Origin of the sequence: Vibrio sp. D401a, from assembly GCF_030248515.1 — a bacterium.
Classification (GTDB): domain Bacteria; phylum Pseudomonadota; class Gammaproteobacteria; order Enterobacterales; family Vibrionaceae; genus Vibrio; species Vibrio rotiferianus.
This window is the reverse complement of record NZ_JAHGAI010000052.1, coordinates 36,953-49,259: the sequence shown is the minus strand read 5'-3', so window position 1 is coordinate 49,259 and position 12,307 is coordinate 36,953. Positions and strand designations below refer to the sequence as shown.

Sequence of the window (12,307 nt, the reverse complement as noted above, 5' to 3'; positions counted from 1 at the left end):
CCGAAGGTCGTCGGTTCAAATCCGGCCCCCGCAACCAATGCGACACTAGCTCAGTTGGTAGAGCGCAACCTTGCCAAGGTTGAGGTCACGAGTTCGAACCTCGTGTGTCGCTCCAAATTAAAAGGTTTTCATCATACCTTAAATGATGAACTATGGACGCGGGATGGAGCAGCTTGGTAGCTCGTCGGGCTCATAACCCGAAGGTCGTCGGTTCAAATCCGGCTCCCGCAACCAATGCGACACTAGCTCAGTTGGTAGAGCGCAACCTTGCCAAGGTTGAGGTCACGAGTTCGAACCTCGTGTGTCGCTCCACTTTCTTTTAGAAAAGTGGGGATAGCCTTCATTGTGCTTAACAATGACATTGCGACACTAGCTCAGTTGGTAGAGCGCAACCTTGCCAAGGTTGAGGTCACGAGTTCGAACCTCGTGTGTCGCTCCAGTTTGATAGCCCTCATTGTGCTTAACAGTGACATGCGACACTAGCTCAGTTGGTAGAGCGCAACCTTGCCAAGGTTGAGGTCACGAGTTCGAACCTCGTGTGTCGCTCCAATTTGATAGCCCTCATTGTGCTTAACAGTGACATTGCGACACTAGCTCAGTTGGTAGAGCGCAACCTTGCCAAGGTTGAGGTCACGAGTTCGAACCTCGTGTGTCGCTCCAGTTTCTATTATCGTATTAATCGATAATACATGGACGCGGGGTGGAGCAGCTTGGTAGCTCGTCGGGCTCATAACCCGAAGGTCGTCGGTTCAAATCCGGCCCCCGCAACCAATTTCCAAGCGATAGTTTTAGTAGTTTTTAAACCATCGATGGATGTAACTTTCATTATTTGAAGTGTTACAACCAGTCTCATCGCTCTTTTCATAATGCTGAGAAGCATCAATCCCTAAAAAACAAAACCTTAATCCGCATCAAATGATGTCGGACGATTTTGTTTGTGTTTTAAACATGATAAAAGTCGGCCGTCCAATGAATATCCTGATGCTCAGGCACTTTTATATCTTTAATTAACAGAGTTATCCACATATCTTGTTCTGTGGATAAGTTGGTTGATAAAGTGTTTTCTGTTTGGGGTTTAAAGGTTGTAAAGAAAGATCTTTTCTAAATTCGACGGTGATAAAACTTTCCCTAAAATATCTAAGTTACTGTTATTTATAGATAAAAGTGGTTTTATTGCGGATCGGATGCGTTAATTCTGGATCATTACTTTGTGTTTTTTTGATCCTAGTCATTTCTTTAAGCTGTGTTTAACTTTTTTTAATAGCTCAATTTCACAAGACTTAAATCTTTTTTTCCACATTTCAGAATTTGAGAACAAAATCATGATTTGCTGATGCAAAAAATGTTTTCAATCTCTTGCATATGAGCTACGCGTTAAGCGTCTCGTGGAAGACCTTTCTCTACAACTCTGATTAAACGCTTCTTCTTTGTATCGATAGAATCTGATTGATTGGCAGGAATTTGGTTAAATTGCTGCTCTAGAGCCCATTCGATATGCTCATCCAGTAATTTGTTTTCACCTTGGCGAGCTTCTAAAGCCTCTATTATTAGTTGGCTGTATTCTGCATTACCAAGTGCGACAGAAATATTACGCAACCATTGCAGATGCCCAATGCGACGAATCGCAGAACCCTCCATCTGTTTGAGGAATGTTGATTCATCCCAATTAAACATGGTCACAAGATCTGGCTCTTCAAAGCTCTCTCGGCGGTGGAAGTCTTCTTGTTCGGTAATTTCGGCATATCGGTTCCAAGGACAAACTAACTGGCAGTCATCACACCCATAGATACGATTTCCCATTGGCTTGCGGAACTCTTCAGGGATCACGCCATCAAACTCAATGGTGAGATAAGAGATGCAACGCCGAGCATCCACAATCTTCTCATCAACGATTGCCTGTGTTGGGCATGAGGTGATGCATGCCTTACATTTGTCGCATTGGTCAACGCTCGGTTCATCAACTGGCAATGGCAAGTCGATAAGTAGTTCACCAAGGAAAAACCATGACCCACAGTCTTTATCCAAAATGAGTGAGTGTTTACCAGTCCAGCCTAATCCTGCTTTCTGTGCCAATGGACGCTCAAGGATTGGGGCGGAATCGACGAAAGGTCGATAGCCAAATTGCCCAACTTCTTGTTCAATAAGTTTGCCAAGTTTATTAAGCTGCTTTCTCACCAATTTATGGTAATCACGCCCTAATGCGTAGCGGCTGATGTAAGCATGGTTTGTGTTTGCCAAATTAGAGGCAAACTTCGCCTCTGGTGGAAGGTAGTCCATACGGACACTGATGGCACGGACAGTCCCTGGCAACAGCTCATCTGGTCTAGCGCGCATCATGCCATGACGAGCCATCCAGTCCATTGAGCCGTGATAGCCAGCATCGAGCCATTTTTGCAGGGCAGCTTCATGTTCACTAAGATCAACATCGCAGATACCGACTTTCTGAAAGCCAAGCTCTTTACCCCAAATTTTTATTTGTTGTGCGAGTTGTTCGTAGTTCATGTTCACCACCAAGATAAAGGGGGGCGGATCTTACCGGATCTTATTCAATGGTGCTACCAGAAAGTCGAGTAGCCAGGAGTGAGAATGAATTTTGAAACAAAGTTATCAAAAGTTGATTTAGGCATGAGAAATTTTGCTTATGCATTCAATAGAATCAGTTAATTAGGTTTCGTCTTTTTGGCTGTTTTTTCGCATATATGACATTTGAGAGCTTGTCTCTCAAAACCAACACAGTTTACTATTCTTGTTCTTTTGATTTTTATATAGTCAACGATCATTAGTTAGAGAAGCATCAATGAGCACGAAACAATTTAATCTTAAAGATGAGCATGAAACGGTAGCACTTGGAACCGCATTGGCTCAGCTTTGTTCTCAACAAACCACCATTTATTTGCACGGTGATTTAGGTGCGGGTAAAACAACATTTAGCCGTGGTTTTGTCCGTGCTCTTGGCCACCAAGGTAATGTAAAAAGCCCGACATACACGTTGGTCGAGCCTTATCAGTTGGATAAGTGGCAAGTTTACCATTTTGATCTTTATCGTCTTGCTGATCCTGAAGAACTGGAATTCATGGGGATTCGAGACTATTTCACTGATGATGCAATTTGTTTAGTTGAATGGCCTGAAAAAGGACACGGGTTGCTACCTAAGCCAGATCTTGATATGAACATTCGTTATCAGGGTGAGCAACGTATCGCGGAGCTAACCGCAAACAATGAATATGGTGAGCAACTACTCAGTCAATTGGAGCTATGTTGAGTCTTTCAAAATTTAGAGCAGTGGCGATGTTAGTCGCCACTTTTCTCCTTATCATCCCTAATTTAGCCTTTGCTAACGTCGTTAAAAGTTTCCGAGTTTGGCCTTCTCCTGATGAGACTCGAGTCGTCATCGATTTAAGCGCGGAAGCTACCTATTCTTATTTTTCTCTCTCTGGGCCAGATCGTTTAGTGGTGGATCTCAAAAACACCTCAATGCAAGCTAAGTTGCCGGTTACTGTCACGGACAGTCCAGTATTAAAACGTGTCCGTAAAAGTAGCCCGCCAAATAAAGACACTTACCGTCTAGTTTTTGAGTTAAAGAAAAGTGTCAAAGCTGAGTTATTCAAACTCAAGCCTACACCTGGGGGGCAATACGGCCATCGCTTAGTTATTGATTTGTCACATGGCTCGAACAAGTCGACGACCACGAGTGCTTCAAAACCAAGTAAGCCAGCGTCACCGAGCAAAGATATGAGTACTGTGCATCGTGCACAAGAAATCCTTATTGCAATAGACCCAGGTCACGGTGGTGAAGATCCTGGCTCGATAGGTCCATCGCGTCGTAAGTATGAAAAAGACGCGGTATTGAGCATTGCTCGTAAGATTTCAGACCAATTGAATGCCGTTCCTGGTATCAAAACACGTATGACTCGTACCGGCGACTACTTCGTCAACTTAAACCGTCGTGTTGCAATTGCTCGTGAGAATGATGCTCATCTGTTGATCTCCATTCACGCTGACGCATTTACCTCACCTAAACCACGCGGTGGCTCGGTATTTGTGTTGAACACTCGCCGCGCGAACACAGAGATTTCTCGCTGGGTGGAAAATCATGAGAAACAATCAGAGTTGCTTGGTGGTTCAGGTACGGCTTTTGTTAGTAACTCCAGTGATCGCAATGTGAACCAAACCTTATTGGATCTTCAGTTCAGTCACTCTCAAAAGGAGGGCTATAAGTTAGCGACTGAGATTTTGGGCGAGATGGGCAAAGTTGCTCGTCTACATAACTCAAAACCAATTAATACCAGCCTTGCGGTATTACGTTCACCACAGATCCCATCAGTATTGGTTGAGACTGGTTTTATCTCTAACCCGACTGAAGAGAAGTTGCTATTCCAACGTTCTCATCAAGATAAGCTGGCGCGAGCGATTACTAAAGCCGTAGTGAAGTACTTGAAAGACAACCCACCAGAAGGGACGGTTTTCTCATCTTCAGCTAAGCCGACCGTTCATACTGTGAAACGTGGTGAGTCACTTTCTGTAATTGCGCAGAAATACGGCACGTCGACGAAAGCGATCATGAGTGAGAATAAGCTCAAGTCTAGTAGCTTGGCTGTTGGACAAAAACTAAAAATCCCGGGTATGGGAGCGGCTTCGATTGCTATTCCGAATAAGCCAAATACCGTTGAAACAAAGACGATCACCCACACTGTTAAATCAGGGGAGTTCCTCGGTAAGATCGCAAGTCACTACAAAGTGAAGATTGCAGATATTCGTAGGCAGAACAATCTCAAGTCAGATACCTTGTGGGTTGGTCAGAAACTGAAGATCACCGTTGCGGTAAAAGACAAACCAATCCGTAAGCACAAAGTTGCTCGTGGTGAATACCTAGGTAAGATTGCGTCGAAATACGGCGTGAGTGTATCCAGCATCCGCAAAGCGAATAACCTGCGTTCTGATGAACTTGCCGTGGGACAGGTGCTGATCATTCCAAACAAATAAGTGAGCTTATAACTCATCATGACCATTAAGATCTTGCCCGCTCGTCTGGCAAACCAAATCGCGGCAGGGGAAGTGGTGGAAAGACCCGCCTCTGTCGTGAAAGAACTGGTAGAAAACAGTCTCGACTCTGGCGCTACTCGAATTGATATTGATATTGAGAAAGGAGGCGCCAAGCTGATTCGCGTGCGCGATAACGGCAAGGGGATTGTGAAAGATGAGTTAGGTCTCGCGTTGAGTCGTCATGCCACCTCTAAGATCCACACATTGGACGATCTTGAAGCCATCATGAGTTTGGGTTTCCGTGGGGAGGCGCTAGCGAGTATCAGTTCGGTATCGCGCCTGACCATGACATCTCGTCCAGCGGCACAAGAACAAGCGTGGAGCGCCTACTCGGAAGGGCGAGACATGAAGGTTAAGCTGCAACCGACTGCACACCCAATTGGTACCTCGGTTGAAGTCTTAGATCTGTTCTTTAATACGCCTGCGCGCCGCAAATTCCTCCGCACCGAGAAAACCGAATTTGCTCACATTGATGAATTGCTTAAGCGTATCGCTTTAAGCCGCTTTGATGTCACTATCAATGTTCGCCATAACGGCAAAATGATCCGCCAATATCGTGCGGCAAAGAATCAGCTTCAAACAGAAAAACGCATTGCAGCGGTATGTGGCAATGCTTTTGTGCGTAATATGCTTCGCATCGAGCTTGAGCATCAAGGACTTAAGCTTCATGGCTGGATCACCACTCCGGAAGGGGCGAGGCAGCAGAGTGACTTACAATACTGCTACGTGAATGGTCGCATGATGCGTGACAAGTTGATCAATCACGCTATCCGTCAAAGCTATGAAACGAGTTTAAAGCCAGATCAATTCGCTGCGTATGTATTGTTTATTGAGCTTGATCCGCACCAAGTGGATGTCAACGTGCACCCTGCGAAGCATGAAGTGCGCTTCCATCAAGCACGTTTAGTGCACGATTTTATTTATCAGGCACTGGCGGATGCTCTTGCGCAAAGCTCAGTGATTGATAAACCGCACGTCAACGAGTCCGCGTTCCACCATGCAGATCTTGCCGAGCCGATAGAACCGTTTGAGACGATGACCTCTGCGCCTGAAGCAGCAAGTTCGCCGGAGCCAGTAAGTAAACCAGAGCAAACGGGTTCACTTGTACCTGAGCGAGTGTATCAAGCAATTGATAACACACCTGCCTATCCAGGGCGTTCAGACTATGAAGCGAAATCTCGCGATAGGGAATCAAGTAACGCTTCTATACGAGAAGCGCGAGCGGCGGATTCTTTCAAGCGAACAGATTGGATTGAGTCAAAACCAGCGCCTAAACCAACTTCAAGTAAAGAACAACGTCATGCCGAGCCTGCACCAAGTAAACAAGAAGTACGTGCTTATCATGAGTTGCTTCAGACGCCTGATTTTGAGCCTCAAACAGAGTCCCCAAAAGCGCCAGTCAGCACATCGGCAGAAGTTGCTTTACCGCCTGTTACGGCACTAAGTAAAGCGCTGGCTGTGGTGGACGAACAGTTTGTCTTGATGAGCAGCGACAGCGGTGTGGCTTTGGTTGCGCTGCCAAGAGCTGAATTTTATCGAACCAAAGGTCAGCTCACACCAAGCGATGGAGCGTTAAAAGCTCAGCCACTGTTAGTTCCATTATCCGTTAAGTTGGAGCCGGAATTAGTTGAGCTTGCGCGCGATTATCAGCAAGACTTTGCGCAGTTGGGCATTCAATTGAAAGCTCGAAATGACAAAGCTTTGATGGTCATGGGTGTGCCATCACCACTGCGTCAACAAAACTTACAAAATTTGATACCAGATCTGTTATCTTACGCGCAAACTCGCGTGAGAGGAGAGGTGGCAACGGTTCAGCTGCTATCAGAGCTGATAGATTGGCTTGCTTTGCAGGTCACGACTGTTAAGAGCCACTATACTCTATCCGAAGCCATTCAAATTATTGCGGAACTTGAACAGCTAAGACATGGTCAATTGCCATTAGAAGACACGAAATTTGTGTCTGCTGTTGATTTCTCTGCCACGATTGCCAAATTAAGACCATGACAGACAAACTACCTTTGGCCCTCTTTTTGATGGGGCCAACAGCATCAGGTAAAACAGAGCTAGCGATTCGCCTGCGCCAGAAATATCCGGTTGAGATCATCAGCGTGGACTCAGCGTTGATCTACAAAGACATGAACATCGGTACTGCAAAGCCAGATGATCGTGAGCTAAGCCTAGCGCCGCATCGTCTTATCGATATTCTTGATCCCAGTGAAGCATACTCTGCGGCAGACTTTCGTCGTGATGCATTGCAGGCAATGGATGACATTGTTGCAGAAGGAAAAATTCCGCTGTTAGTCGGCGGCACCATGCTGTATTACAAAGCCTTACTTGAAGGCTTATCACCTCTTCCTGCTGCAAATCCTGAAATTCGTCAGCAAATTGAGCAAGAGGCATTGACTAAAGGTTGGTCGGTGTTGCACGATGAGCTGAAAGAGATTGATCCTGTATCAGCTGCGAGAATTCATCCAAACGATCCTCAACGCTTATCGAGGGCGTTGGAAGTATTCCGCATTTCAGGTAAAACTCTTACTGAGTTGACTCAAACAAAAGGTGATAGCTTGCCTTACCGAGTCAAACAGTTTGCAATAGCTCCCAAGGACAGGGCAGAACTTCACCGTCGAATTGAACTACGCTTCGAGAAGATGATGGAGGCAGGTTTTGAAGATGAGATGAAAGCGCTGTATGCGCGTGACGATCTTCATCCTGATCTTCCATCAATACGTTGTGTTGGTTACAGACAGATGTGGGAGTATTTAGACGGGGAGTGCTCTCGTGACGAAGCGATATTTCGTGGCGTCTGTGCAACTCGTCAATTGGCCAAGCGTCAAATCACCTGGTTACGCAGCTGGAATGATTTAACTTGGTTGGATAGCGACAACATTGAACAAGCACTCGAAACCATGTCAGAAGCAATAGCATCTGATTGAGATAGCTGTGTATAATGTGATCGTTTTTGCGTGATCGCACTCTCAAAGGATCTGTTATTGGCAGTTTTTATACTATGCTGCTAATTACTTAGGGTGCATTTTGATTCGTTTAGCTCAGATGCAAAAAGCAGTACCTTTTGCATTGCACCGCTAGCTAAATAATTACAACTACAAATTAAATAAGGAAAATAAAATGGCTAAGGGGCAATCTCTACAAGACCCATTCCTAAATGCGCTACGTCGTGAGCGTATCCCGGTATCTATCTACCTTGTGAACGGTATCAAACTACAAGGTCAGATCGAATCATTCGATCAGTTCGTGATTCTATTGAAAAACACTGTAAATCAAATGGTGTACAAGCACGCAATCTCTACAGTTGTTCCGGCTCGTCCAGTGAGCCACCACAGTGGTGATCGTCCTCAGGGTGACCGTCCACAAGAGAAATCTGAAGATTAATTCTTCATTTAGTATTGTTAAAATAAGGAGTTGATTGCTTGTTTGACCGTTATGAATCCGGTGAGCGAGCCGTACTTGTTCATATCAACTTCACGCAAGAAGGTGAATGGGAAGATCTGGCTGAATTCGAAATGCTGGTTTCTTCCGCTGGGGTTGAGGCGCTACAAGTTGTAACTGGTAGTCGTCAATCCCCACACCCGAAATACTATGTCGGAGAGGGCAAGGCACAAGAAATTGCTACTACGGTGCAATTAACGGGTGCTGAAATTGTGATTTTTAATCACTCCCTCTCTCCTGCCCAAGAACGTAACCTCGAAGCACTGTGCAAATGTCGAGTCCTCGACCGCACTGGTCTCATCCTCGATATTTTTGCCCAACGAGCACGAACACACGAAGGTAAGCTGCAAGTAGAGCTAGCCCAGCTTCGTCATATTTCTACTCGTTTGATTCGTGGTTGGACGCACCTTGAAAGGCAGAAAGGCGGTATCGGTCTACGTGGGCCGGGTGAAACTCAGTTAGAAACTGACCGTCGATTATTGCGTGACAGAATCAAAGCCATCCTTCGCCGACTTGAAAAAGTAGCGAAGCAGCGTGAGCAAGGGCGCCGTGCCCGAAACCGAGCAGAAATCCCAACGATTTCTCTTGTGGGTTACACCAACGCGGGTAAGTCGACACTCTTCAACCGTATAACAGAAGCTGGCGTTTATGCCGCAGATCAACTGTTTGCTACTCTTGATCCTACCTTACGTAAGATAGAGTTAGCAGATGTAGGGCCTGCAATACTTGCAGATACCGTTGGTTTTATCCGACATCTACCTCACGATTTGGTTGCTGCCTTCAAAGCAACCTTGCAAGAAACGCAAGAAGCTGACATTTTGTTACATGTTGTTGATGCCAGTGATGAGCGTTTTCGTGAGAATATTCAAGCTGTTCATGAAGTTTTAGAAGAGATCGACGCACATGAAGTGCCGACGCTCGTAGTAATGAACAAGATTGATAATCTAGAAGAGCAGAAACCACGTATAGAACGTGATGAGGAAGGTATACCTCGTGCGGTCTGGGTCTCTGCGATGGACGGATTGGGCATTGATCTCCTGTTTGATGCGCTGACAGAACGTTTGGCGTCGCAAATGGTTGAGCATCAGTTGCGAATTCCTCCACAGTATCAAGGACGATTCCGTAGTACATTCTTCCAAATGAAGTGTATTCAACGTGAGGAATATGACCAGGAAGGTAACTTGTTGATCGATATTCGAATGCAACAGGTAGATTGGTCTAGACTTGAAAAAAGAGAAGGGGCAGTTTTAGTCGACTTTATAGTCACTTAAAGGACTGCTACAGTATAACGTCATATCAAATGATGGAGCTTTCTAATGGCGTGGAATGAGCCTGGAAATAACAACGGCAACAATGGCCGCGATAATGACCCTTGGGGTAATAATAATCGTGGTGGCCAGCGTCCTGGTGGCCGAGACCAAGGTCCGCCAGATTTAGATGAAGTGTTCAGCAAACTGAGTCAAAAGCTGGGTGGTAAGTTTGGTAAAAAAGGCGGCGGTGGTTCTTCTATCGGCGGTGGCGGTGGCGCAATTGGCTTCGGCGTGATTGCAGTTATTGCGATTGCGGTGTGGTTCTTCGCTGGTTTTTACACCATCGGTGAAGCAGAGCGTGGTGTTGTGCTGCGTTTAGGTAAATACGACCGTATCGTAGACCCAGGTCTGAACTGGCGTCCTCGTTTTATTGATGAATACGAAGCGGTTAACGTGCAAGCGATTCGTTCGTTACGTGCATCTGGTCTAATGCTGACTAAAGATGAAAACGTAGTAACGGTAGCGATGGACGTTCAATACCGTGTTGCTGACCCATACAAATACCTGTACCGCGTAACTAATGCAGACGATAGCTTGCGTCAAGCAACAGATTCTGCACTACGTGCAGTAATTGGTGACTCACTAATGGATAGCATCCTAACAAGTGGTCGTCAGCAAATTCGTCAAAGCACTCAAGAGACACTAAACCAAATTATCGATAGCTACGATATGGGTATCGTGATTGTTGATGTGAACTTCCAGTCTGCGCGTCCGCCAGAGCAAGTTAAAGATGCGTTTGATGATGCAATCGCAGCGCGTGAGGATGAAGAGCGTTTCATCCGTGAAGCAGAAGCGTACAAGAACGAAATCTTGCCGAAGGCAACAGGTCGTGCTGAGCGTTTGAAGAAAGAAGCACAAGGTTACAACGAACGTGTAACCAACGAAGCTCTTGGTCAAGTGGCTCAGTTTGAAAAACTACTGCCTGAATACCAAGCTGCACCAGGTGTAACTCGTGATCGTCTGTACCTAGATGCGATGGAAGAAGTGTACTCCAGCACATCGAAAGTGCTGATTGACTCTGAATCAAGCGGTAATCTTCTATACCTTCCAATTGATAAATTGGCTGGTCAAGAAGGTCAAACAGACACCAAACGTAAATCGAAGTCGACTTCAACGTACGATCACATTCAATTAGAGTCTGAACGTGCTCAGCAAGACACTTCGAACACACAGTCTCGTTCAACTGGTTCACGTCAAGGGAGATACTAGAAATGCGTAAGTTAATGATCCCTGTATTGGTAATCGCACTGGCATTAATGCTGATGTCACTGTTTGTGATTCCTGAAGGTGAGCGTGGTATTGTGGTACGATTCGGTCGTGTCTTGAAAGATAACAACGACATCACTCGTATTTACGAGCCGGGTCTGCATTTCAAAATGCCACTGTTTGATCGAGTTAAGCAGTTAGATGCGCGTATCCAAACAATGGATGGCCGTGCTGACCGTTTCGTAACGTCTGAGAAAAAAGACGTAATCATCGATACCTACGTGAAGTGGCGTATTGAAGATTTCGGTCGTTACTACCTAGCAACTGGCGGTGGTAACACACTGACAGCTGAAGCGCTTCTTGAGCGTAAGGTAACAGACGTGCTACGTGCAGAAATCGGTTCTCGTGAAATCAAGCAAATCGTATCTGGTCCACGCAATAATGACGTACTTCCAGAAGATGCAAACAGTGATGAAGTGAGTACTGAAGCTGCTCGTGAAGCATTGGAAATCGATGGTGAACGTGACCTAATCATGTCTGAAGTGTTGAAAGACACGCGCGATAGTGCAATGAAAGACTTGGGTGTTCGCATCGTTGATTTCCGTATGAAGAAGATCAACCTACCAGATGAGATCAGTGAATCTATCTACCGTCGTATGCGCGCAGAGCGTGAGTCGGTAGCGCGTAAGCACCGTTCTCAAGGTCGAGAGAAAGCAGAAGTTATCCGTGCACAAGCTGAGCTTGAAGTGGCAACAATTCTTGCTGAAGCAGACAAAACAGCTCGTGTAACACGAGGTGAAGCGGATGCAGAAGCGGCGAAGATCTACGCGAATGCGTACAACAAAGATCCTGAGTTCTTCAGCTTCCTACGTTCTCTAAAAGCTTACGAAAAATCGTTCAGCTCTAAGAGTGACATTCTTGTTCTGGATCCGAAGAGTGAGTTCTTCCAATACATGAACAATGCGAAAGGCGCAGAAGCTAAATAAGCTAAGCGCTACAGCAAATTAAAAAGGCTCCGTGATGGAGCCTTTTTTGTATCTTTTGGTATCTGTTGGATAAATATCGAATAGGCACCGCGAGTATGTTAACTCATCATGATGGCGATTACGGCGCCCGCTACTACTAAACAACCGCCAATGCGACGCAACTGGTTATCCGGTTGCTCACTTAACTGAGCGACCATGTTGCGCCAACCATTTGGGGCGATCAACGGTCCAATACCTTCAACGATCAATACTAGCCCTATCGCTAGCCAAATAGACTCTGACATCATGATCCCTAGTCGAATTCTGAAAAGTAAA

The 12,307-nt window shown here is 45.7% G+C and carries 10 protein-coding genes and 7 tRNA genes; 15 read left to right on the top strand and 2 right to left on the bottom strand.

Features of this window, described 5'->3' with window-relative positions; all coding sequences use genetic code 11:
* Positions 1-39: 39 nt before the first annotated feature.
* From KIV41_RS21820 to KIV41_RS21790, 7 genes are all read left to right on the top strand, one after another.
* Positions 40-115 (top strand) — tRNA-Gly (locus tag KIV41_RS21820).
* 42 nt (positions 116-157) lie between these two features.
* Positions 158-234: transfer RNA gene (locus KIV41_RS21815), tRNA-Met, on the top strand.
* Between the two features lie 2 nt (positions 235-236).
* Positions 237-312 (top strand) — tRNA-Gly (locus KIV41_RS21810).
* A 51-nt stretch (positions 313-363) separates the two neighbouring features.
* Positions 364-439 (top strand) — tRNA-Gly (locus tag KIV41_RS21805).
* A gap of 34 nt (positions 440-473) precedes the next feature.
* Positions 474-549 (top strand) — tRNA-Gly (locus tag KIV41_RS21800).
* 35 nt (positions 550-584) lie between these two features.
* Positions 585-660: transfer RNA gene (locus KIV41_RS21795), tRNA-Gly, on the top strand.
* A gap of 34 nt (positions 661-694) precedes the next feature.
* Positions 695-771 (top strand) — tRNA-Met (locus KIV41_RS21790).
* A 603-nt stretch (positions 772-1,374) separates the two neighbouring features.
* On the opposite strand, the gene queG is transcribed toward KIV41_RS21790, so the two are convergent.
* Entirely contained in the window at positions 1,375-2,502 is a 1,128-nt protein-coding gene (queG, locus tag KIV41_RS21785; RefSeq protein ID WP_045389460.1) for a tRNA epoxyqueuosine(34) reductase QueG, read from the bottom strand.
* A gap of 295 nt (positions 2,503-2,797) precedes the next feature.
* Here queG and tsaE point away from each other — a divergent pair, with 295 nt between their 5' ends.
* From tsaE to hflC, 8 genes are all read left to right on the top strand, one after another.
* Positions 2,798-3,262, top strand: a complete 465-nt coding sequence (tsaE, locus tag KIV41_RS21780) for a tRNA (adenosine(37)-N6)-threonylcarbamoyltransferase complex ATPase subunit type 1 TsaE (RefSeq protein WP_010444015.1) — start codon at positions 2,798-2,800, stop codon at positions 3,260-3,262.
* Entirely contained in the window at positions 3,256-4,983 is a 1,728-nt protein-coding gene (locus tag KIV41_RS21775; RefSeq protein ID WP_045389457.1) for a LysM peptidoglycan-binding domain-containing protein, read from the top strand. The genes tsaE and KIV41_RS21775 overlap by 7 nt, the downstream gene beginning before the upstream one ends.
* A gap of 18 nt (positions 4,984-5,001) precedes the next feature.
* Positions 5,002-7,047, top strand: a complete 2,046-nt coding sequence (gene mutL, locus KIV41_RS21770) for a DNA mismatch repair endonuclease MutL (RefSeq protein WP_252041274.1) — start codon at positions 5,002-5,004, stop codon at positions 7,045-7,047.
* On the top strand, positions 7,044-7,976 hold the full coding sequence (gene miaA, locus KIV41_RS21765; protein WP_010444012.1) for a tRNA (adenosine(37)-N6)-dimethylallyltransferase MiaA: 933 nt from the start codon (positions 7,044-7,046) through the stop codon (positions 7,974-7,976). The genes mutL and miaA overlap by 4 nt, the downstream gene beginning before the upstream one ends.
* A 193-nt stretch (positions 7,977-8,169) precedes the next feature.
* Positions 8,170-8,433 (top strand): RNA chaperone Hfq, encoded by a 264-nt coding sequence (gene hfq, locus KIV41_RS21760; RefSeq protein ID WP_005438329.1) that lies wholly within the window; start codon positions 8,170-8,172, stop codon positions 8,431-8,433.
* Positions 8,434-8,471: 38 nt separating this feature from the next.
* Positions 8,472-9,761 carry a ribosome rescue GTPase HflX gene (gene hflX / locus KIV41_RS21755; RefSeq protein WP_010444006.1) on the top strand — a complete coding sequence of 430 codons (1,290 nt, stop codon included), beginning with the start codon at positions 8,472-8,474 and terminating at the stop codon, positions 9,759-9,761.
* 45 nt (positions 9,762-9,806) lie between these two features.
* Complete coding sequence (gene hflK / locus KIV41_RS21750) at positions 9,807-11,009, top strand: FtsH protease activity modulator HflK (protein WP_010444004.1); 1,203 nt, start codon at positions 9,807-9,809, stop codon at positions 11,007-11,009.
* A 2-nt stretch (positions 11,010-11,011) separates the two neighbouring features.
* Positions 11,012-11,992 carry a protease modulator HflC gene (hflC, locus tag KIV41_RS21745; protein WP_071236479.1) on the top strand — a complete coding sequence of 327 codons (981 nt, stop codon included), beginning with the start codon at positions 11,012-11,014 and terminating at the stop codon, positions 11,990-11,992.
* Positions 11,993-12,090: 98 nt separating this feature from the next.
* Here hflC and KIV41_RS21740 read toward each other — a convergent pair whose 3' ends face one another.
* Positions 12,091-12,276 carry a DUF2065 domain-containing protein gene (locus tag KIV41_RS21740; RefSeq protein WP_010444000.1) on the bottom strand — a complete coding sequence of 62 codons (186 nt, stop codon included), beginning with the start codon at positions 12,274-12,276 and terminating at the stop codon, positions 12,091-12,093.
* Positions 12,277-12,307 lie beyond the last annotated feature (31 nt).